Annotated in this window: 27 protein-coding genes; all 27 read left to right on the plus strand. The window is 31.1% G+C overall.

Annotated elements, in window-relative coordinates; genetic code table 11:
- The first annotated feature begins 172 nt into the window (after window positions 1–172).
- A complete protein-coding gene (hrcA, locus tag HMPREF9129_RS06740) occupies window positions 173–1,192 on the plus strand; it encodes a heat-inducible transcriptional repressor HrcA (RefSeq protein ID WP_004821825.1) in 1,020 nt (339 codons plus the stop codon).
- A gap of 1 nt (window position 1,193) precedes the next feature.
- Window positions 1,194–1,739 carry a nucleotide exchange factor GrpE gene (gene grpE, locus HMPREF9129_RS06745; protein WP_004821827.1) on the plus strand — a complete coding sequence of 182 codons (546 nt, stop codon included), beginning with the start codon at window positions 1,194–1,196 and terminating at the stop codon, window positions 1,737–1,739.
- Window positions 1,740–1,754: 15 nt separating this feature from the next.
- Window positions 1,755–3,572, plus strand: coding sequence for a molecular chaperone DnaK (dnaK, locus tag HMPREF9129_RS06750; protein WP_004821828.1), 1,818 nt, complete (start codon window positions 1,755–1,757; stop codon window positions 3,570–3,572).
- A gap of 89 nt (window positions 3,573–3,661) precedes the next feature.
- Window positions 3,662–4,777, plus strand: a complete 1,116-nt coding sequence (gene dnaJ, locus HMPREF9129_RS06755; RefSeq protein WP_004821830.1) for a molecular chaperone DnaJ — start codon at window positions 3,662–3,664, stop codon at window positions 4,775–4,777.
- Window positions 4,778–4,819: 42 nt separating this feature from the next.
- On the plus strand, window positions 4,820–5,740 hold the full coding sequence (gene prmA / locus HMPREF9129_RS06760; RefSeq protein WP_004821832.1) for a 50S ribosomal protein L11 methyltransferase: 921 nt from the start codon (window positions 4,820–4,822) through the stop codon (window positions 5,738–5,740).
- Window positions 5,716–6,429 carry an RsmE family RNA methyltransferase gene (locus tag HMPREF9129_RS06765; RefSeq protein ID WP_004821834.1) on the plus strand — a complete coding sequence of 238 codons (714 nt, stop codon included), beginning with the start codon at window positions 5,716–5,718 and terminating at the stop codon, window positions 6,427–6,429. Before prmA ends, HMPREF9129_RS06765 begins: the two co-directional genes overlap by 25 nt.
- Window positions 6,426–7,715, plus strand: a complete 1,290-nt coding sequence (mtaB, locus tag HMPREF9129_RS06770; protein WP_004821837.1) for a tRNA (N(6)-L-threonylcarbamoyladenosine(37)-C(2))-methylthiotransferase MtaB — start codon at window positions 6,426–6,428, stop codon at window positions 7,713–7,715. The genes HMPREF9129_RS06765 and mtaB overlap by 4 nt, the downstream gene beginning before the upstream one ends.
- Before the next feature lie 9 nt (window positions 7,716–7,724).
- Window positions 7,725–8,063, plus strand: coding sequence for a histidine triad nucleotide-binding protein (locus tag HMPREF9129_RS06775; RefSeq protein WP_004821839.1), 339 nt, complete (start codon window positions 7,725–7,727; stop codon window positions 8,061–8,063).
- A gap of 88 nt (window positions 8,064–8,151) precedes the next feature.
- Window positions 8,152–8,334, plus strand: coding sequence for a 30S ribosomal protein S21 (gene rpsU / locus HMPREF9129_RS06780; RefSeq protein ID WP_040552761.1), 183 nt, complete (start codon window positions 8,152–8,154; stop codon window positions 8,332–8,334).
- Between the two features lie 10 nt (window positions 8,335–8,344).
- Window positions 8,345–8,791 (plus strand): GatB/YqeY domain-containing protein, encoded by a 447-nt coding sequence (locus HMPREF9129_RS06785; protein ID WP_004821843.1) that lies wholly within the window; start codon window positions 8,345–8,347, stop codon window positions 8,789–8,791.
- Window positions 8,792–8,827: 36 nt separating this feature from the next.
- Window positions 8,828–10,081 carry an NfeD family protein gene (locus HMPREF9129_RS06790; protein ID WP_004821844.1) on the plus strand — a complete coding sequence of 418 codons (1,254 nt, stop codon included), beginning with the start codon at window positions 8,828–8,830 and terminating at the stop codon, window positions 10,079–10,081.
- 64 nt (window positions 10,082–10,145) lie between these two features.
- Complete coding sequence (gene floA, locus HMPREF9129_RS06795) at window positions 10,146–11,072, plus strand: flotillin-like protein FloA (RefSeq protein WP_370882809.1); 927 nt, start codon at window positions 10,146–10,148, stop codon at window positions 11,070–11,072.
- A complete protein-coding gene (locus HMPREF9129_RS06800) occupies window positions 11,072–11,254 on the plus strand; it encodes a hypothetical protein (RefSeq protein ID WP_004821850.1) in 183 nt (60 codons plus the stop codon). The genes floA and HMPREF9129_RS06800 overlap by 1 nt, the downstream gene beginning before the upstream one ends.
- 17 nt (window positions 11,255–11,271) lie before the next feature.
- Window positions 11,272–11,544 carry a hypothetical protein gene (locus HMPREF9129_RS06805; protein WP_004821851.1) on the plus strand — a complete coding sequence of 91 codons (273 nt, stop codon included), beginning with the start codon at window positions 11,272–11,274 and terminating at the stop codon, window positions 11,542–11,544.
- A 72-nt stretch (window positions 11,545–11,616) separates the two neighbouring features.
- Window positions 11,617–12,573 carry a PhoH family protein gene (locus HMPREF9129_RS06810; RefSeq protein ID WP_004821853.1) on the plus strand — a complete coding sequence of 319 codons (957 nt, stop codon included), beginning with the start codon at window positions 11,617–11,619 and terminating at the stop codon, window positions 12,571–12,573.
- Entirely contained in the window at window positions 12,573–13,019 is a 447-nt protein-coding gene (gene ybeY, locus HMPREF9129_RS06815; RefSeq protein ID WP_004821854.1) for an rRNA maturation RNase YbeY, read from the plus strand. The genes HMPREF9129_RS06810 and ybeY overlap by 1 nt, the downstream gene beginning before the upstream one ends.
- Window positions 13,020–13,023: 4 nt before the next feature.
- Window positions 13,024–13,731: a diacylglycerol kinase gene (locus HMPREF9129_RS06820; protein WP_004821856.1), complete on the plus strand. Its 708-nt coding sequence runs from the start codon at window positions 13,024–13,026 to the stop codon at window positions 13,729–13,731.
- Complete coding sequence (gene cdd / locus HMPREF9129_RS06825) at window positions 13,731–14,135, plus strand: cytidine deaminase (protein WP_004821859.1); 405 nt, start codon at window positions 13,731–13,733, stop codon at window positions 14,133–14,135. Before HMPREF9129_RS06820 ends, cdd begins: the two co-directional genes overlap by 1 nt.
- The gene (gene era / locus HMPREF9129_RS06830) at window positions 14,128–15,018 is read left to right on the plus strand and encodes a GTPase Era (protein WP_004821861.1); all 891 of its coding nucleotides are present in this window, start codon (window positions 14,128–14,130) and stop codon (window positions 15,016–15,018) included. Before cdd ends, era begins: the two co-directional genes overlap by 8 nt.
- Window positions 15,015–15,536, plus strand: a complete 522-nt coding sequence (gene recO, locus HMPREF9129_RS06835) for a DNA repair protein RecO (RefSeq protein WP_004821863.1) — start codon at window positions 15,015–15,017, stop codon at window positions 15,534–15,536. Before era ends, recO begins: the two co-directional genes overlap by 4 nt.
- Window positions 15,533–15,700 (plus strand): hypothetical protein, encoded by a 168-nt coding sequence (locus HMPREF9129_RS11435; RefSeq protein ID WP_004821864.1) that lies wholly within the window; start codon window positions 15,533–15,535, stop codon window positions 15,698–15,700. Before recO ends, HMPREF9129_RS11435 begins: the two co-directional genes overlap by 4 nt.
- A gap of 21 nt (window positions 15,701–15,721) precedes the next feature.
- The gene (locus tag HMPREF9129_RS06840; RefSeq protein WP_004821866.1) at window positions 15,722–16,603 is read left to right on the plus strand and encodes a glycine--tRNA ligase subunit alpha; all 882 of its coding nucleotides are present in this window, start codon (window positions 15,722–15,724) and stop codon (window positions 16,601–16,603) included.
- Entirely contained in the window at window positions 16,587–18,671 is a 2,085-nt protein-coding gene (glyS, locus tag HMPREF9129_RS06845) for a glycine--tRNA ligase subunit beta (protein ID WP_306424721.1), read from the plus strand. The genes HMPREF9129_RS06840 and glyS overlap by 17 nt, the downstream gene beginning before the upstream one ends.
- An 8-nt stretch (window positions 18,672–18,679) precedes the next feature.
- Window positions 18,680–19,303, plus strand: a complete 624-nt coding sequence (gene ccpN, locus HMPREF9129_RS06850) for a transcriptional regulator CcpN (RefSeq protein WP_004821869.1) — start codon at window positions 18,680–18,682, stop codon at window positions 19,301–19,303.
- Between the two features lie 8 nt (window positions 19,304–19,311).
- Window positions 19,312–20,127 carry a pyruvate, water dikinase regulatory protein gene (locus HMPREF9129_RS06855; RefSeq protein WP_004821872.1) on the plus strand — a complete coding sequence of 272 codons (816 nt, stop codon included), beginning with the start codon at window positions 19,312–19,314 and terminating at the stop codon, window positions 20,125–20,127.
- A 60-nt stretch (window positions 20,128–20,187) separates the two neighbouring features.
- Window positions 20,188–21,216, plus strand: coding sequence for a deoxyguanosinetriphosphate triphosphohydrolase (locus HMPREF9129_RS06860; RefSeq protein WP_004821875.1), 1,029 nt, complete (start codon window positions 20,188–20,190; stop codon window positions 21,214–21,216).
- On the plus strand, window positions 21,197–22,561 hold the full coding sequence (dnaG, locus tag HMPREF9129_RS06865; protein WP_004821876.1) for a DNA primase: 1,365 nt from the start codon (window positions 21,197–21,199) through the stop codon (window positions 22,559–22,561). The genes HMPREF9129_RS06860 and dnaG overlap by 20 nt, the downstream gene beginning before the upstream one ends.
- The last annotated feature ends 1 nt before the right edge of the window (window position 22,562 follow it).

Genomic DNA, 22,562 nt, shown 5'->3' on the forward strand with positions numbered 1-22,562 from the left:
AACCGTATTAAACAACGATTAGAACTACAATTTTATTACATAGAAAGTTTCTTAAAGAAAGAAAGTAAAAAACTTTTTTTGAAATCTATTGACATTCTTTGACTAAAGGTTTAATATTTAACCATAAGCTTTAGCACTCGAAGAAAAAGAGTGCTAACAAAAGGGTGATGATATGGAATCGAGAAAGGTAGAAATTTTAAACGCGATTGTAAATTCCTATATAAATTCTCCGAGTCCGGTTGGTTCTAGGACTATATCAAAAGATTTTAATTTAGGTGTAAGTTCTGCGACTATAAGAAATGAAATGGCGGATTTAGAAGATTTAGGATATTTAAATAAACCACACACCTCAGCTGGAAGAATTCCATCTGTTAAAGCTTATAGATTTTTTGTGAATGAGCTAAGAAAAAACTTAGATGATGATTTTGAAGTGAGAGATAACTTATTAGATTTGATGCTTGACCAGGCAGAGAGTTTAAATGATGTGTTTAAAAATGCAGCTAAAATTTTATCTGAGAAATCAAATTATATTTCTTATGTTATAGCTTTAAAAAAAGCTGATTCAAGGATAAGACTTGTACAGTTAGTATTAATAGATTCGTTCACAATATTACTTTTAGTAGTAGGAGATAAGGGGGTTGTTGAAAAACATTTCTTTAAGTCTGATATTAAAATAGGTGAAAAAGAATTAGCTGATATAAATTCTTTGCTCAATGAGAATTTAGTAGGTATAAATTTATTGGAAGTTGATAGCTTAGATATAACAGTTACGGGGTCTTTGACAAAATGGACAGCTTTTATAACTCATGTCATAAGAACTATAGCTGAATTCAATGAGGATTCTAATAAGATAGATTTCTTTTATGATGGCATAAAGAATGTGTTCAATTTCCAAGATGAAATAAATAAGAGTCAAGTTATAGATATAATGAATTTGATGGAGAGCAGTCATTTAGTTAATACATTGAATGATTTTGAAGAAGATTTAACGGTTGTAATAGGGAATGAAAATGAAATAGACATAATAAAAGAAAATTCAATAATTGTGTCATCATTTTATGATAGAAAAAGAGAAATAACAGGTAAAGTTGGTATCTTGGGACCTATCAGAATGGACTATAGAACTCAAATTCAAAATGTTAAATTGGTAAGCGATAACTTGAAATTAGCTATAGATAAGATGTTGAGGTGAGATGGTGAACGATAAAGATTTAGAAAATACAGAAGAAAATTTAGAAATTGAAGTAAACGAAGAAGTAGTTACAGAAGAATCTATAGTTGAAGAAGAGATTTCTGAAGAAAATATTGAAGAACAACAATCAGAAAGAGAAACTCAATTAAAAGATCAACTTATAAGATTGCAGGCAGATTTTACAAATTACAGGAGAAGGTCTGAAAATGAAAAGAAAGATTATCTTTCTCTAGGTGCTCAAAAAGTTATTTTGGATTTACTTAGTGTTATAGATAATTTTGAAAGAGCTTTATCTCAAGTTTCAGAAAAAGATAGTTTTTCTGAAGGAATTGAGCTGATACATGGACAATTGATTGAGTTAATAAAGAAATATGATGTAGAAGAAATAAGTGAAACAAATGTAAAATTCGACCCTAATATGCACCATGGGGTGCTTGTCGAAGAAAGAGAAGGCGTTGAAGAAGGCCTTATAATAGAAGTTTTGCAAAAAGGATATAAGATGAATGATAAAGTGCTTAGACCAGCAATGGTTAAGGTTTCACAATAACTAGGAGGAAATTAAATGGGGAAAATTATAGGAATTGATTTAGGAACAACAAACTCAGCAGTAGCAGTTATGGAGGGTAGCGAATCAGTTATTATTCCAAACATTGAAGGGAACAGAACTACACCATCTGTTGTAGCTTTTACAAAAGATGGCGAAAGATTAGTTGGAGAAACAGCTAAACGTCAAGCAATTACAAACCCTGATAGAACAATTCAATCTATTAAGAGACATATGGGAACTGATTATAAAGTTTCAATAGATGGAAAAGATTATACACCTCAAGAAATTTCAGCTATGATTTTACAAAAATTAAAATCAGATGCAGAAAGTTATTTAGGAGAAAAAATCACTGAAGCTGTAATTACAGTTCCAGCATACTTCACAGACGCTCAAAGACAAGCTACAAAAGATGCAGGTAAAATAGCTGGTCTTGAAGTTAAGAGAATAGTTAATGAGCCTACAGCAGCAGCTTTAGCTTATGGTGAAGATAAAGATGAAGATTCACAAACAGTTATGGTATATGACCTTGGTGGTGGTACATTCGACGTATCTATCTTAGAATTATCTGATGGAGTATTCGAAGTACATGCTACAAGAGGTAATAACAAACTTGGTGGAGATGACTTCGACGCTAAGATTATAGATTTTATAGCAGCTTCATTCCAAAAAGAACATGGAGTAGATTTAAAATCTGATAAGATGAGTCTTCAAAGATTAAAAGAAGCAGCTGAAAAAGCTAAGAAAGAACTTTCGTCAACTATGTCAACAAACATCAACTTACCATTTATAACTGCAACAGCAGAAGGTCCTTTACATTTGAATATGGACTTGACAAGAGCAAGATTCGATGAATTGACTAAAGATTTAGTAAAAGCTACAGAACAACCAGTTTTAGATGCTATGAAAGATGCGGGAATGAGCCCATCCGATATAGACAAAATACTTTTAGTTGGTGGTTCTACAAGAATTCCAGCAGTGCAAAGTTTTATAAAAAATCTAGTTGGAAAAGACCCTCAAAGAGATATCAACCCAGATGAATGTGTTGCTTTAGGTGCAGCAATCCAAGGAGGAGTTCTTTCAGGAGATGTTAAAGACCTTCTATTATTAGACGTAACACCTCTATCTCTAGGGATTGAAACAATGGGTGGAGTTACAACTAGATTGATTGAAAGAAATACTACGATCCCTACAAAGAAGAGTCAAACATTCACTACAGCTTCTGACAACCAAACATCAGTAGATATTCACGTACTACAAGGTGAAAGACAAATGGCTGGAGACAATGTAACTCTTGGAAGATTCCAATTAGATGGTATTGCACCGGCAAGACGTGGTATACCTCAAATTGAAGTAACATTTGATATAGATGCAAACGGAATTGTAAATGTTTCAGCAAAAGATCTTGGAACAGGTAAAGAACAACATATTACAATTACATCATCTACAAACTTATCAGATGAAGAAATTGAAAAGAAAGTAAAAGAAGCTGAAATGTATGCTCAAGATGATGCTAAAAAGAAAGAATTAATAGAAGCTAAGAACACTGCAGATTCAATGATTTATCAATCTGAGTCAACTTTAGAAGAAGTTAAAGATAAGATAAAACCAGAAGATAAAGAAAATATAGAAAAAGCAATTGAAGAATTGAAAACAGTTAAAGATTCTGAAAATCTAGATGAGATAAAAGCTAAAACTGAAGCTCTTACAAAAGCTTTCTATGCAGTATCTGAAGAAATCTATAAAAATGCAAATTCTGAAGCAGGACAATCTGATGCACAAAAAGAAGATGTTGTAGATGCTGACTATGAAGTTGTGGATGAAGATGAAGAATAATTAATATCTTAAAGCTAAATCATACACGATTTAGCTTTATTTTTTTTGTTAAAAAGGTTAAAATATTATTTTAGAAATGTGGTGGAAATTTGAGAGACTTTTATGAAATTTTAGAAGTTGGGAGAAGAGCTTCTCAAGATGAAATTAAAAGAGCATATAAAAAACTTGCAAAAAAATATCATCCGGATTTAAATCCTGGAAATGAAGAAGCAGAAATTAAATTTAAAGAAATAAATTTGGCATATGAAGTTTTGTCAGATGAAAATAAAAGACAAAACTATGATATGTATGGAGAAGATGGAATAAATGGTGGAGGATTTGAATCTTCAGGATTTGGTGGTTTTTCAGATATATTCGGAGATATCTTCGATATGTTTGGAGGATCTGGTGGGTTTAGAACCTCTACACAATATAAAGGACCTATGAAAGGCGATGATATAAGATATGACATAACTCTAGACTTTAAAGAAGCTGTATTTGGAGTTGAAAAAGAAATAAGCTTAAGAGTTAGAGAAAAATGTCACGTTTGTGATGGAACGGGAGCTGAAAAAGGTTCTGAAAAGAAAACTTGTGACAAATGTCATGGAACCGGTCAAATAAGAGTTGAGAGCAATTCAGCTTTTGGAAGATTTGTTAGAGTTGTAGAATGTGATAAGTGTCATGGAACTGGAGAAGTAATAGAAAAGCCTTGTAAACACTGTCATGGAACTGGAAAAGAAGTAATAACTAAGAAAGTAAAAGTTAAAATTCCTGCAGGAGTTGACAACAATACTGTAGTTTCAATGAAAGGGCAAGGACATGTCGGAGAAAACGGCGGACCAAATGGGGATTTATTTGTATATATCACAGTTAGGGAAGACTCTGTTTTCAAAAGAAATGGATTTGATTTACATTTAAACATTCCAATAACATACATGGACGCAGTGTTAGGTGCTGAAATAAAGGTTCCTACATTAACTGAATTAGCAGATTATAAAATACCATCAGGGACTGCAGGAGGAACGACTTTTAAGTTAAAGGGCAGAGGAGTTCCTTATGTAAGACGTGAGGGTAGAGGGGATTTATATTTTACAGTAAATATAATTGTTCCTAAAAAAGTTACAGGAGAACAAAAAGAATTACTTGAACAATTGAGAGAGAAGAGTAAGGATACAGTTCAAGAAAACAAGTCATTGTTTGATAAACTTAAAGAGTTTTTTGAATAGGCAAGATCTTAGATTTTGTCTATTTTTTTACAGGAGGTAATTATGAAATATATAGAATTAATCCTAAAAGCAAAAGATGAAAATCGCGACAACATTTTAAACACATTATATGATAACGAAATTTATATTTTTGAAGAAGAAGGAAAAGAAATAATAGAAGAACTTGATAAAATTGAAAAAGACTGGGATTTTGTTGATGAGAGAATTCTAAATTTAGAGCCTGGAATGAGAACTTTTAAAGTTTATTTTCAAGAATCTGAATCAGAGGTTGTTGAAAAATTAAAAACTGACTTGGGAACTTTTGGAGAACTTGAAATAAATGAAATAGATGATGAAGATTGGGCTAATAATTGGAAAAAATATTATGAACCTGTAGAAGTTGGTGATAGTTTGGTAATAATACCATCTTGGCTTGAATACAACGGTTCTCACACTAATAAGATATATATAGAACCAGGAATGGCATTTGGAACTGGAACTCATGAAACAACATATATGTGTTTAGAGGCACTTGAAGATTATGTTATTGAAGATGATGTTGTGTTTGACATAGGATGCGGCTCTGGAATTTTAGGAGTTGCAGCTACAAATTTGGGAGCTAAAAAAATTGTTGCAGTTGATATCGATTCAAAATGTACACAAGTAAGTAAAGAAAATGCAATACTAAATAATGTAGAAGATAAAATAGAAATTCATACAGCAAATTTACTTGATGTAGTAAGTGGCAAGGCTGACATTATAGTTTCCAATATAATTGCAGAAATTATAGCTGAAATGGTACCTGATTTGAAAGCACATTTAGAAGATGATGGGCTGTTTATTTCCTCAGGCATAATTGTAGAGAAAATCTATATGGTTGAAAATGCATTGATTGAAAATGGATTTGAAATAATAGAAAAAAGAGAAAAGAACGGATGGGCTTTATTAGTAGGTAGGATATGTACAGATTCTTCGGAAAATTGATAGAAAGTGATAAGAAAATAATTTTAGATAAGCAAAATTCACATCATTTTATGAGAGTGCTTAGGATATCAGGAAATGAAGAAGTTGAAGCTGTAACTGAAAGTGGAATTTTTAAAGCGATTTTTGAGAACTTTGATTCAGAAAATGTAGTTTTACAAATTTTAAATAAAGTAGAAAGTGAGCATGAAAGTGAAGTACAGTTGACTTTGGTGCAAGCTATTTTAAAAAGTGACAAAATGGAAGCTGCAATAAAAGGTGCTGTTGAAGTTGGAGTAGCATTTATAAATCCACTTATAGCAAAGAGAAATGTAAGTGATATAGATAGAAAGACAGATAAAAAAATAGATAGATGGCAAAAAATTTCAGAAGTGGCAGCAAAACAATCTAAACGAGATTATATACCACAGGTTTCATATCCGATAAAAATTGAGGATTTGGAAAAATTTGATGGAGAATTGATAGTATGCTACGAAAATGAAGAAGACTTAAGATTTTTAGATTTAGATATTAAATCTAAAAATATAGCGCTAGTAATAGGACCTGAAGGTGGATTTGAAGAGTCTGAAATAGATAAGTTGAAGAGTTATGGAGCTCATATAATATCTCTTGGCAAGAGAATATTAAGAGCTGAAACAGCGGCAATCACTGCCAGCTATCATATCATCAATTGTTTGGAAGGAGAAAAATGAAAAGAACATTTTCTATAACTACTCTTGGTTGTAAGGTAAATCAATATGAATCTGAGGCGATGAGCGAGTTATTTGAAGAAAAAGGTTATATGAAAGTTGATCAAGAAACTGAAGTTGCAGATATATATATAATAAATACTTGTACCGTTACAAACTTATCTGATAGAAAATCCAGACAAGTAATAAGAAAAGCAAAAAGAGAAAATCCTGAATCTATTGTTGCGGTTGTTGGGTGTTATTCTCAAGTATCTCCAGAAGAAGTTGCTTCAATTGAAGGTGTGGATATAGTTCTTGGAACTACTGAAAGATCAGATATTGTAAATATGGTTGAAAATTTCCAAAATAATGGAGAATTTATTAACGCAGTTAGAAGTTTGGACGGAGATTATGAATTTCAACCAATAAATATATCAAAAGAATCAGATATGACCAGGGCATATATGAAGGTTCAAGATGGATGTAATAGATTTTGTACCTATTGCATAATACCTTATGCAAGGGGAAGAATAAGGTCGAGAAGCATTTCTGATTCTGTGAAAGAGGCGAAAAGATTAGCTGAAGCAGGATATAAAGAAGTTGTATTGACAGGAATACACATAGGATCTTATGGAAAAGAGTCAGGCAAAAGTTTAATAGAACTAATTGAAAGCATAGCTGACGTTGAAGGCATAGAAAGAATTAGAATGTCTTCTGTAGAACCTATGACAATTACAGAGGAATTTTTACAAAGAGCAATAGCAACGGGAAAATTTTGTGACCATTTCCACTTATCTTTACAAAGCGGGTGTGATAAGGTCTTAAAAGAAATGAACAGAAGATATACTACTAAGGAATACAAAGAAGTAGTTGATTTAATTAGAAAATATATGCCGAAGGCAGGTATAACTACAGATATAATAGTAGGTTTTCCTGGAGAAACTGATGAAGAATTTGAAATAACACGTAGATTTGTTGAAGAAATTGAGTTTTCAAGAATACACGTATTTAAATATTCTATTAGAGATGGAACTCCAGCTGCTGAAAGAACAGATCAAATTCATGGGGAAGTAAAACATAGTAGGTCTCAAAAACTTATTGAATTAAATGAAAAATTAATGAAGAAATTTGCTTCGGAGCAAGAAGAATTAGAAGTGTTATTTGAAGAAAAAATAGAAGATAAATATGTAGGATATTCAACCAATTATTTAAGATGTGCTATCAAAAGTGCAGATGACTTAAAAAATATAACCAAAAGTGTTAGAATAGTATCAGAAGAAAACGAACCTTTCGAAGTAGTTTTAAGTTAGGGGGATATAGTGGATTGTTTATTTTGTAAAATAATTACAGGGGAAATTCCATCTGATAAAATTTATGAAGATGAGTTAATATATGCTTTTAATGACATTGAGCCACAAGCGCCTCAACATTTTTTGGTTGTTCCAAAAGAACATATAACTTCTCTTTATGAAATCGAAGAAAAAGATAAAGCTTTACTAGGACATATAATGTTAAAGATAAGTGAAATTGCAAAAGAAAAAAATTTAAAAGATGGATATCGTGTTGTTATCAATACTAGAGAAGATGGAGGGCAGACTGTTGGGCACCTACACTTCCACGTATTAGGTGGGAGAAGTATGAAATGGCCACCAGGTTGAAAAAGATATTGAAATTTAAAGCTTTAGAGTGTATAATTAATAAGAATTAGCTAAGAAAAGCTACCTTTCTATGAGGGGAGGGGAAACAATGTCAGAAATTAGAGTTGGAGAAAATGAATCTCTTGACAATGCTCTTAAGAGATTTAAGAGACAATGTGCCACTAGTGGAGTTCTAAAAGAAGCTAGAAAAAGAGAACATTATGAAAAACCAAGCGTAAAAAGAAAGAAAAAATCTGAAGAAGCGCGTAGAAAGAAGCGTTCAAGACACTAAGAGGTGTAGTATGTCATTAAAAGACAAGCTCATGGAAGATTTAAAATCTGCAATGAGAGACAAAGATAAGTTGGCTAAAGATACTATCACACTTGTACGTGCCAGCATCAAACAAAAAGAAGTAGATGAGAGAATAGAACTCAATGATTCCGATATACTAAACATAATTTCTAAGCAAGTTAAAGAAAGAAGATCGGCAATTGATGAATTCAAGCGTGGTAATAGAGACGATTTAGTTGAAAAAACCAATGCTGAAATTGAAATACTACTTAAATATTTGCCAAAGCAATTAGATGAAGAAGAACTAACTGAAATCATCAAACAAGTTATGAGCGAACATGAAATCAACTCACCTGCTGATATGGGTAAACTTATGAAGAATGTTATGCCTAAAGTCAGTGGAAGAGCAGATGGTAAGCTTGTAAGCGCAGTTGCTGGAAAATTACTAAAAGCCTAGGGAAATCCTTAGGCTTTTTTTGTAAAGAGGTGTAATATGAAAAAAATTATTTTGGGTATTTTTTTGGCTTTAGTACTATTTACAAAGGTTGATGCTAAAGTTTTGGTTGTACCTATTCAAGGGGAAATCAATTCGGCAAAGACAAATTTTATAGATAGTTCCATAAAAAATTTAAGAAATGAAGATACTGTTATTTTTAAAATTGACACATATGGTGGTTCAATAGCTTCTGCTGAAGAAATAAAAAATTCTATAATGAGGTCTAAAGCTAAGACTATTTCTGTAGTAGATAATAAGGCTGAATCAGCAGGAGTGTTGTTGACTATTGCAAGTGATGAAGTTTATATGGTTGAGGGTTCAACAATTGGGTCTGCAGAGCCGATTCCTAATACAGAGAAGACTTTATCTTATTGGAGATCTATACTTTCAGATACTGCGAGTAGACGTGGGAGAAATATAGACGTTATAGTGGCGATGACAGATTCTGATGTAGTTATAGAAAATGTAGTTGAAAAGGGAAAACTTTTAAATTTAAATGCGGAGAAAAGTAAAGATTTAGGAATATCTGATTATACGTATAAAGATTTTGATGAATTTTTGTCAGAAAGGAATATAAAAGATTATGAGTTAGCAAATATGAATGCTGGCATGAAATTTTTAGATTTTATTTCATCTCAATCTGTTTCATCTCTACTACTTATAATAGGTATGGCAGCTCTTGTTGTTGAATTATTTATGCCTGGTTTTGGAGTAGGTGGAGTTTTAAGCATAATAGCTTTTGGGCTTTTCTTTATAGGCAATATATTTGCGGGAAATGCAAGTTGGTATGCTATAGCAATATTTGTTCTGGGGTTAATATTGATATTTATTGAAATAATGATGCCAGGATTTGGAATTGCTGGAATAGGTGGAATAATATCGTTAGTATTAGGTGTAGTGTTTGCAATGGGTAGTTTAGAAGTTGCTATTAAATCACTATCTTTAGCTATAATTGTTACATTTGCTATAGGAATGTTTATGGTGAAAAAAGGAATGAAAACTAATTTATTTAATAGTCTAAAGCTAAATAATTCCCTTTCTTCTGAAGAAGGGTTTTTAAGTGTAGATACAGCAAATTTAAATGTTGGGGATATTTGCTTAACCAAAACTGTCATGAAACCTACAGGTTTTATTGAATATATGGATGTAAAATATGAAGCGATTTCTGTAGATGGATACATAGATAAAAATGTTGAAGTTGAAGTTTCAAAGGTTGAAAAATCTAAAATTTATGTAAGGAGGATAATTTGATGATGTTTAACAGTGGTGCGATTTTAGGTAGCGGTGTAATAATTTTATTTATACTTGTTTTGATATTTTCTTTTCTTTTGTTCCAGTAGGACTATGGATAACAGCTTTCTTCTCAGGGGTTAAAGTGAAAATTTCAACTCTTATTGGTATGAAACTTAGAAGAGTTAGGCCAGGGAGAATTGTAAATCCAATGATAAAAGCCACAAAAGCTGGATTAAATTTGAGGATTGAAGATTTAGAAGGACATTATCTTGCTGGAGGAAATGTAAATACATTGGTAGATGCGTTGATAGCTGCAGAGAGGGCTAATATACCACTGCCTTTTGAAAGAGGAGCTGCAATAGACCTTGCTGGCAGAAATGTATTAGAAGCTGTTCAAGTATCTGTAAACCCAAAAGTAATAGAAACTCCAAATATTTCAGCCGTTGCCCAAGATGGTATTGAAGTAATGGTAAAAGCTAAAGTAACTGTTCGTGCTAACATAGATAGGTTAGTCGGAGGGGCTGGAGAAGAGACAATAATTGCAAGAGTTGGAGAAGGTATTGTAACTACTGTTGGTTCTTCTATGACATACAAAGCCGTTTTAGAAAATCCGGATTCGATTTCTAAGATGGTTCTTGAAAAGGGATTGGATTCAGGGACTGCATTTGAAATACTTTCTATAGATATAGCTGATGTTGATGTTGCTAGAAATATTGGGGCAAGACTTCAAACAGACCAAGCTGAAGCAGATAAGAGAATTGCTGAAGCAAAAGCATCTGAAAGAAGAGCTATGGCACTTGCTCGTGAACAAGAAATGAAAGCAGAAGTAGAAGCTATGAGAGCTAAAGTTGTAGAAGCTCAATCTCAAGTTCCACTTGCAATGGCAGAAGCTCTTAAAAAAGGCAACATAGGGGCTATGGATTATTATAAAATTCAAAATATAAATTCTGACACAGATATGAGAAAATCTATATCTAACGCTACAGATGGCAAGGTAGATGATAAATAATGGGAAAAATATTAATTCCAATTGTATTTATTTTAATCAATATTCTTATAGACAAGAAAAAGGTCGATTCTAAAAAAAAATCTGATGAAAAATTAAAATCAGATAGTTTATCGGATAATGCGATGGGCGATAAACACAAAAAGAATATTAAGCCAAAAAGAAAGAAAGGCAAAGTTCAGTAGAAAATCTAATAGGAAATTTGATTGAGTCTATAAAACCTCATCTTTCTCCAGAAGACCAGAAAAAATATTCTAAGAAGATTGAGAATAAAAAAGAAACTCAAGAGCTTCTTGAGAAGATAAAAGCTGAAAGAGAAAGTATCAAAAATGATAAGTATGAGTTTGTAGAGCCTGAAGTTCAAGATGAAAAAGTAGAGATAAATATGAAAAAAGAATTTACTAGAGATGAACTTGTAAAAGCTATAGTAATGAAAGAAATTTTGGATAAACCAGTATCACTTAGGGAGAGTTAATCTCCCTTTTTCTGTGTCTGTGTAGAATACAGGATTTATTTATGATATAATTTTAGGTTACAGGAGGTATTAATGGCAGAATTAAAAGTTGATATTTCAAAATTAAATAGTGATTTAAAACCAGTCTTATTTGGAAAATTAGATGAATATTTAATAACAATAGAGAAAAATTTTGATGTAAATATAAAAGCTTCAGATCATTTTTTGAATATAAAGGGAGAAAGAGCTGAGTTCGCTAAAATTCTATTAGAAAATTTAATAGAGTTGATACTAAGACAAAAGTCATTAGAAAAAAGTGAATTTGATTATGCACTGAGCTTAGTTAAAGATGGGCATACGGAATCAATTGCTGAATTATTAAATGAAACGATAGTTTATACAGCTATGGGAAAGCCAATAAGGGCTAAGACATTAGGTCAAAAGAAGTATTTAGATGCAATTAAAAAGAATGATGTATGTTTTGGTATTGGCCCCGCTGGTACTGGTAAAACATATTTGGCAATGGCGTATGCTGTAAAAGCTTTTAAAAACCAAGAAGTTTCAAGAATAATTTTAACTAGACCTGCTGTTGAGGCTGGAGAAAGTTTGGGATTTTTACCCGGAGACTTACAAATGAAAGTAGACCCATATTTAAGGCCTTTATATGATGCACTTTTTGAAATGTTGGGCGTAGATAATTACAACAAGTATGTCGAAAAAGGCATGATAGAAGTTGCTCCTCTTGCTTATATGAGAGGGAGAACGTTGGATTCTGCATTTGTAATCTTAGACGAAGCTCAAAACACAACTAATGAGCAAATGAAGATGTTTTTAACAAGACTTGGATATGGTTCTAAGGCAATAATAACTGGAGATATAACTCAAACAGACTTACCAAAATCAAAAACTTCAGGACTAAAGTTGGTATTAAATATCTTAAAGAATGTAAAGGGAGTTGGAATTACTTATTTAACTTCAAAAGATATTGTAAGACATCCATTAGTGCAAAGAATTATAGAGGCTTATGACAAATTTGAAAAGAGAAAATAATGGAAATACTTTTTGATGATAGGCAAGATGATGTATATCTTGATGAAGAAGGAATAGAACTAATAAAAAAAGCTGTTGGAGAAACTTTGAACCATCTTAATATGGATAAAGATGTTATAGTAAGTATTTCATTGGTCAATGAAGACGAAATACAAACTTTGAACAGAGATTTTAGGGGGGTTGATAAAGTTACAGACGTATTGTCTTTTCCTCTTGATGACGAGTTTCAAATACATCCTACAATGCTAGGTGATGTGGTAATTAATACTAAAAGGGTTCTTGAACAAGCTGAAGAATTTGGACATTCTAATGAAAGAGAAATAGCATATTTAACAGTGCATTCAACTTTACATTTATTGGGATATGACCATATGGAAGATGATGAGAAAAAAGAAATGAGAGAAATAGAAGAAGCTGTTATGGAGCGAATGGGAACTTTGAGGTGATAGATTGAAAAAAGGTGGATTTATTGCTTCGTTTAACAACGCAGTTCAGGGGATTATATCTGCATTAAAAACTGAAAGAAATTTAAAGTTTCATTATATAGCAGCATTGGGCACTATTTTTATATCTCTATTTATGGATTTTACAAAAACAGAATTTTTAATACTACTATTATCTATAATATTTGTAGTTGTTGCAGAGATGATAAATACAGCTATAGAGAGAACTGTAGATTTGATTGTGCAAGAATATAATCCAATTGCAAAGTATGTAAAAGACGTTTCAGCAGGAGCGGTTATGTTAAGTGCTATAAATGCATTTATAGTTGGATATTTGTTGTTTTACAATAAATTTGCAATGTATACTGAATTTGGTTTGAGAAAAATTGCAAATTCAAATGAGCATTTAGCCTTTGTAACTATTTTATTAGTTTTAATTTTGACTGTTGGAGGAAAATATTTAAGGGCTAAAATAAATGGTGGAACTTATTTTCAAGGGGGAGCAGTTTCAGGACATTCAGCTTTGGCTTTTTGTGCTGCAACAATTATTTCTCTCTTAACTATTAATGCATTAATTACATTTTCAGTATTCGGAATAGCATTGCTAGTTGCAGAAAGTAGAGTAGAAGGTAAAATTCACACTATAAGCGAAGTGATTTCAGGAGCTATATTGGGAATATGTGTTGCTATTATAATATTTAAGGTAGTGGGATAATGGAAAATAAAAAGTTAATAGAGATGGCTATTGAAGCAAGAGACAACTCTTCTTATACGCCATATTCAAATTTTAAAGTTGGAGCTGCAGTGGAAATGGAAGATGGTTCCGTTTATTCTGGAGGGAATATAGAAATATCTTCATATTCACCAACTAATTGTGCAGAAAGAACTGCAATATTTAAAGCTGTCAGTGAAGGACATAGAGAGATAAAAAAAATAGCAATTGTATCTAGTGGAGGAGAAACATTTCCGTGTGGAGTATGTAGGCAAGTTATTAGAGAATTTGGGAAAGATGTTCAAATAATAATAGCGACTACACCTGAGGATTATAAAGTTTTTACACTAGAAGAATTGTTGCCACATAGTTTTGGTCCGGAAGATCTAGGGGTGAAAAATGTTTAAATCAGGTTTTATAACCATAATAGGAAGACCAAATGTTGGAAAGAGTACATTACTTAACCAAGTAGTTGGTCAAAAAATTTCGGCTATTTCAAATAAGCCACAAACTACGAGAAATAAGATTACTTTTATATATACAGAAGAAGATTTTCAAGCTGTGTTTTTAGATACACCGGGAATACAATCTCCAAAAAATAAATTGGGTGATTATATGTTAAAAACTTCAGAATCTACACTTAATGAAGTTGATGTAATAACATATATAGTAGATTGTTCTACGACAATTGGTAAGTTGGATTCATATATCATAAAGACTTTAAAGGAAATCAATATAAAAACTCCTATAGTATTGTTGATAAACAAAATAGATGAAATTCAAAAGGGAAATTTGTTTGAGTTAATAGAAATGTATTCAAACTTAAATCTTTTCAAGGAAATAATTCCAATTTCTGCACTAAAGAATGATGGAGTTAAGGATTATATTGAAGTTTTGAGAAAGTATTTACCAGAAGGACCTCAATATTATCCGGAAGACTTGGTAACAGACCAACCTGAAAAATTTATTGTGGCCGAATTAATTAGGGAAAAAGCGCTTAGAAATTTATCTGAAGAAGTTCCACACGGGATAGCAGTTTCTATAGAAAAGATGAAGTATAGAGAAAATAAAGAAATCTGTGATATAGAGGCAAATATATATATTGAGCGTGAGTCACATAAAAAGATAGTCATTGGTAAAAATGGGGATATGATAAAGAAAATAGGGACTCAAGCTAGAATAGAGATTGAAAATTTACTAGATTATAGAGTAAATCTAAAGCTTTGGGTTAAAGTTGAAAAAAATTGGAGAGAAAAAGAAATTAAGTTAAAGAATTTCGGATATCAATGAAAAATTCAATAACAACTGAGGCTATTATACTATCTGAAACTAGATACAGTGAGTCTAGTAAAATTCTTAGGGCATATACTAAAGAAATAGGTAAAGTGAGTATTATGGCAAAAGGAGCGCTTAGACCTAAGTCTAAACTTGTAACTTTTAGTCAACCACATTGTCATTTTCTATGTAATTTATCGCAAGGAAAAAACTTTTATTATATAGAGCCTATAAAAATAATAGATTCAAATTTCTTTTTGAGAAGAGACTATACTACAATTGTATTGGCTGGATATATTTCAGAAATGGTAGAAAAGAGTTTTTTAGAAGGGGAAACTAATGAAACTGTATTTGATTTGATAGTTAAGACACTTAGACTTATGAACGGAAATAAAAATGTTGAAGCATTAGTTTTGGCATTTAGTTTAAAATATATAAGTTATATGGGATATAGACCAAATTTAAAAGAAGTAGAGAATCCATTTTTTCAAACTATGATGGTGGAGTTACCAATAAAGGTGGAACCATTTTGAGAATAGAAGATATTTACTACCTAAAAAAATTGTTGTATACTTCATTAGATGAATTAGTATTTGATTACGATTTAAGTAGAACGATATTTCTTTTAAATTTAATAGCAGATTATATTAAATATAATTTAGAAATTCACGAATTCAATTCTTTAAAAATTTTATAAGAATTGTAAAAGGAGGAGCAAATGTACTTTCAGGAATTGATACAAACATTACAAAATTATTGGCAAGAAAAGGGATGTATACTAATGCAACCTTACGACATAGAAAAAGGTGCTGGGACTATGAATCCACAAACTTTTCTAAAGGCATTAGGACCAGAAGAATGGAAGGTGTGCTATGTAGAACCTTCAAGAAGACCAGCTGATGGAAGATACGGAGAAAATCCAAACAGATTATATCAACATCACCAATTGCAAGTAATTTTAAAACCATCACCAGAAGATGTTCAAGACTTATATTTAAATTCTTTAAAGGAAATAGGTATTGATCCATTAAAACACGATATAAGATTTATAGAAGATAACTGGGAATCTCCAACTCTTGGAGCTTGGGGGTTAGGTTGGGAAGTATGGTTAGACGGTATGGAAGTAACTCAATTTACATATTTTCAGCAAGTAGGTGGAATAAATTGTGAATTGGAATCTGCAGAATTGACTTACGGTCTTGAAAGAATAGCAATGTATCTACAAGACGTATCCAATGTATATGATATTCAATGGAATGAAAATATTAAATACGGAGATGTATTCAAAGTAGCTGAATATGAACAGTCAAAATATGCTTTTGAAGTTTCAAATACTGAAATGTTAGTTGAACTATTCAACACTTATGAAAATGAATGTGAAAGAATTATAAAAGAAAAATTAGCTCTTCCTGCATATGATTACTGCTTGAAATGTTCTCATACATTTAACTTACTAGATGCAAGAGGTGCTCTTTCTGTGTCTGAAAGAACCGGGTATATACACAGAGTTAGAAATTTAGCTAGACAAGTTGCTAGTTTATATTTAGAGCAAAGAGAAGAAATGGGTTATCCATTAAAGAGAGGTGCTGAAGTTGAATAAATATTTATTAGAGATAGGGGTTGAGGAGTTACCTTCAAGATTCTGTCAAATGGCGATTGACCAATTAGAAGCGAAAGCAAATAAATTGATGAAGGAATATTCTCTAGGATATGAATCAATAAAGGTAAATGCTACTCCTCGTAGACTTACACTTTTTATAAATGGATTAGATGAAAGACAACCTGATGTAGATTTAGAAGTTAAAGGGCCAGCTGCAAAAATAGCCTTTGATGAAGCTGGAAATCCAACTAAGCCACTACAAGGGTTTATGAAATCACAAGGTATTACTGAAAATGAAATATTTAAAAAAGATTTAAAAGGCACAGAATATATTTATGCCAATATTCATAAAAAAGGGGCAAGTTTCCAAGAAATAATATCTCAAAATATGTCAGATTTAATAAAGTCTATAAACTTCCCTAAAAATATGAAATGGGGAGGTAAAGCTATAAAATTTGCTAGGCCTATTAGATGGATTGTTTCTATTTTAAATGACGAAGTAGCTTCATTTGAATTTGAAGGAATTAAAGTATCTAATGTGACATATGGACATAGATTCTTGGGAAAGGGAGAAATAGTTGTAGATAAAGTAGATAATTACGAAACTCTTTTAGAAGAAAACTATGTAATTTTGGATCAAGATAGAAGAAGAGATATTATAAAATATGGTTCAATGAAATTAGCTAAGTCAGTAAATGGAGAAATAGTTCCTGATGAAGATTTAACAGAAGAATTGACATTTATAGTTGAATATCCAACTCCTATTATGGGCGAAATTCAAGAAAGATATTTAGAGTTACCAAAAGAAGTTATAACAACTCCAATGAGAGATCATTTGAGATTTATACCAATTTATAACTCAAATGGAGGATTGCTACCATACTTTATAACTATTAGAAACGGCAATGAAGATTATAAAGATATAGTAATCAGTGGCAATCAAAAAGTTTTAGAAGCACGTTTAGAAGATGCTGTTTTTTTCTATAAAGATGATATTTCTAAACCATTAGAAGAATATAAAGCTAATTTAAAAGGACTAATGTTCCACGAAAAATTAGGAAATATGTTAGATAAAACTTACAGAGATACTAAATTGGCAATCAAAATTGGAGAAGACTTGCAATTAGGAGAAACAACTAAAGAAGATTTAGAAAGAGCAGCAGAACTTTCTAAAGCTGACTTGACTACTAAATTAGTACAAGAATTTACAGAATTACAAGGTGTTATGGGTTCTATATATGCTGAAAATTCAGGAGAAGCTGAAATTGTAGCAAAGGCTATAAATGAACAATATATGCCAAGATTTTCTGGAGATAAATTACCTGAATCAACAGTAGGTTCTGTACTAGCAATTGCTGATAAGTTAGATAGCATTTGTGGTATGTTTGCAGTGGGACTTATACCAACAGGCTCACAAGATCCATTTGCGCTTAGAAGACAAGCTATAGGTATTATAAATATTATTTTAAATAAGAAATGGGATGTGTCACTTAGTGATTTAATTGACTCTTCATTATTCTTATATACAGATGGCTTACAAATAACATTTGATTACGATGTAGTTAAAAAAGAAATTATTGAGTTCTTTAAGGGAAGAGCACAGACAATACTACAAGCTCAAGAAATTAGATATGATGTAATAGATTCTGTTCTAGGAAGCAATGACAATATATTGACCATATTCACAAAATCAGAAGATTTAAACAACTTCTTTAAGGAAGATAGAAAAGATATATTTGATAGTTTTGTAAGACTTGAAAATATGTTGGATAAAGCTGAAAAAATAGAAAGAATCAATGAATCATTATTAACTGAAAAAGAGGAAATTGAACTTTATAAAAATTCAAAAGAAGTATTACCTGAAGTAGAAAGATTAATTGCTGTAGGAGAATATCAAGAAGCAATTTTAAAAATGTCTGAACTTTCACCTTCAATCCAAAACTTCTTTGAAAATATATTTGTATTAAGCGATAATGAAAATTTAAAAAATAATAGAATGAGTTTACTACATTCAATAGATGTTGTGATCAAGGAGATATTGGATATTAAGAAACTTGTCATAAATTGAGGTGAGTTTTGGAACTAACAAGTAGGCAAAACGAAATAGTTGCCATTGTCAAAGAAAGAGGTCCTATAACCGGTGATGAAATAGCTAGAGAATTGAATATATCAAGGTCTACTATACGAAGTGATTTAACTATACTGACAATGATAGAAATTCTTGGAGCAAGACCAAAAGTTGGATATTACTATTCAATGGAAAATAAAGATAATGGGCTTAAAAAGAAAATAGATACTATTCTTGTCAAAGACACTATGAGCGTACCTGTGGTTATGGATGAGAACACTAGTGTATATGACGTTATAGTTGGGTTATTTTTAGAAAATGTGAGTTCGATATTTATATCGCAAAATGGAGTTTTATCAGGAGTTGTTTCAAGAAAAGATTTGTTGAGAACAACTCTTGGTAAAATGGATTTAAGTGTAACTCCTGTAGGTCTTATCATGACGAGAATGCCTAATATAATCTATGTAAAAGAAGATGATAATATATTAGATGCGGCAATAAAAATTTTTGAACATAAGATAGATTCTCTACCTGTAGTAAGAAAAAGTAAGTCGGGATTAAAATGTGTTGGCAGGTTTACCAAGACCAACATCACTAGGATTTTTGTTGATTTGGTTAGAGAGGATTTTTAGGAGGACTAATGACAGATAATACACTTGTAATCTATGTAATTTCAGATTCTGTTGGAGAAACTGGAGAGCTAATTGCCAAAGCCAGTGTAAGACAGTTTGAGACAAACAATTATGAAGTTAAGAGATATCCATATCATAATAGCATAGAACAAATTGAACCAATTCTTTATGAAGCAGCTAAAGAACAAAAATCTCTTATAATTTATACAAATGTAGTTCAAGAAACTAGAGATTTTATAAATGAAAAAGCTGAAGAATTAAATTTAAAAGTTGTTGATGTAATGGGTGAGCCATTAAATAAACTTGAAGATGTATTAGGGTATAAACCTTTAAGAGAACCTGGGCTTATTAGAAGACTTGATGAGAATTACTTTAAAAAAGTTGAAGCTGTTGAATTTGCAGTTAAATATGATGATGGGAAGGACCCAAGAGGCGCTAAAAAAGCAGATATTTGTCTTGTCGGCATATCACGTACATCAAAAACACCATTATCAATGTATTTGGCTAACAAACATTATAAGGTTGCAAATATACCTTTAGTTCCGGAAGTTCCAGTGCCTAAAGAAGTATATGATAAGGATATTAGAAGAGTTATAGGACTTACTTGTAATCCGGAAAAATTAATATCAATAAGAACTGAACGTTTAAAAGCGTTAGGTTTGTCATCATCTGCTAAGTATGCAAATATTGAAAGAGTAAAAGAAGAACTTGATTATTCGAAAAAGATAATGGAAGAATTAGGATGTGTAGTTTTTGATGTTACAAACAGCGCCATAGAAGAAACTGCAGAGCTCATAATTGAACACATGAAGAAAGTCTTTTAAATTTATTTTTAAAATTTTCGACAGTATTCTATATTTAGAATTTCAAAGGGTGGTGGTAATATGAATCCAAGAGAAAATAGAGAAAAACTTGAGCACATGATTTTATACAAGACAGCAACTTTTTCTGATATGTCAAAAGGAAGAGTGAGGATTGAAGAAGATTGTGATATGAGAACGTGTTTTCAGAGAGATAGAGATAGAATTCTACATTCTAAGGCATTTAGAAGATTAAAGCATAAAACTCAAGTTTTTATATCCCCAGAAGGAGACCATTTCAGAACAAGATTAACTCATACCCTCGAAGTTTCCCAAATAGCGAGGACAATAGGTAGGTTGCTTGAATTAAATGAAGATTTGATAGAAGCTATGTCTTTGGGGCATGATTTAGGACACACACCATTTGGACACAGTGGAGAAACTATTTTAAATAAATTGCATCCAAAAGGATTTAAACACAATGAGCAATCTATAAGAGTTGTAGAATTTCTATCAAAAACAGAAAATAGAGTCGGTTTAAATTTGACATATGAAGTTAAAGACGGTATTTTAAATCATTCTGGAAAAGGTAAGGCTGAATCTTTGGAAGGAAAGATAATAAAATATGCTGATAGAATAGCTTATATAAATCATGATATTGATGATGCAATGAGAGCTGGAATAATCAAAGAAACGGATTTACCAGATGATTTAATAAAAATTCTAGGCAATAGTCATTCAAAGAGAATTAATACTATGATAACTTCTATTTACAAGAACTCTTACCACAAAGAATTTGTTAAGATGGAACCAGATATAGAAACTGCAACTTTAGCTTTAAGACAGTATATGTTTAAGAATGTATACTATGATAAAACAGTAAAGTCAGAAAATGAAAAGATATATCACATGATAGAGTCTTTATTTAATTATTACATGAAAGATTTAAATAGAATACCAAGAGAACACTTGAATTTATATGAAAATATAGAACACACAGATGAAGATATTGTAAGTGATTATATAGCTGGAATGACTGATATATATGTAGTCGAGATATATAAAAAATTGTTTATTCCGAAAGGGTGGGCAAATGAGTTATATAGTAGATGATGAAGTATTAGAAAAAATAAGGTCTCAAGTAGATATAGTTGATTTGATATCCGATTATATACCTCTTAAAAAAAGTGGATCTAATTATATGGGACTGTGTCCATTTCATAATGAAAAGACACCGTCTTTTTCCGTTTCTCCAACTAAAGGAATTTTTAAATGCTTTGGTTGTGGGGCAGGTGGTGATCATATAAGTTTTATAATGAAAAAAGAAAATCTTTCTTTTAGAGAAGCAGTAAAATTTTTAGCAGATAAATATAATATAGAGTTGAAGGAATATGACATGCATGAATCTCAACATAGTAAAAAGTTGAGGGAAAAATTATATGAAGCAAACAGAGATGCTGCTATATTTTATATGAATTGTTTGACTAAAAGTTATATGGCTTTAAATTATTTAAAAAGTAGAGAAATTGATAGAGATACAATATTAAAGTTTGGCATAGGATATTCTCCTGATGGTTGGACTAATTTATATAGTTATTTAAAATCAAAGGGATATGATGATGAAACATTAGATAAAGCTAATTTGATAAGTAAATCTAAAAGGGGGACATACATAGATAGATTTAGAAATAGAATTATGTTTCCCATTTTAGACGTATCTAAAAGAGTAATTGCTTTTGGTGGGAGAAGCTTAGATACTTCAATTCCAAAGTATTTAAACTCTAGTGATACACTGATTTTCAATAAAGGAGATAACCTGTATAACGTAAATAAGATAAGAGAAGAAAATAAAAGTGGAAAAATTATCTTAGTTGAAGGGTATATGGATGTTATTTCACTATATAAAAGTGGTATAAATTATACCGTAGCAAGCCTTGGAACAGCATTTACTGAGAATCAGGCAAAACTTATTAAGAAATATTCTGATGAAGTGTATATTTGTTATGATTCAGACCAAGCTGGTATTAGGGCAACAGATAAGGCGATAGATATATTGCTGTCACAAAACATTAAACCTAAGATAATAAGATTGACAGAAGGTATGGACCCAGATGATTTTGTAAAAAAATACGGCAAGTTAGATTTTGAATTAGAAGTTTCTAAGGCAATAAGTTATTTGGATTACAAAATTTCAAAGGTGAAATCTAGATGGAATCTTGAATCTTCTGAGGGTGTTGTAGGATTTACAACTGAAGTTTCTGAAATATTAATTAGACTTAAAAATCCGATAGAAAGAGATGTTTATATTGATAAAATATCAAAACAGTTTGGGATTAAAGTTGAGTCTATAATATCTTATATTCAGTTGAAAAATAGAGATTTTAAAAGCAAAATAAAAAAGAACAATTTATTAAAAAAAGAATCTAGAAAAAAAAGAGCAAAGCTCGTTAAGTGTTAAA

Source organism: Peptoniphilus indolicus ATCC 29427, from assembly GCF_000227315.1.
Classification (GTDB): domain Bacteria; phylum Bacillota; class Clostridia; order Tissierellales; family Peptoniphilaceae; genus Peptoniphilus; species Peptoniphilus indolicus.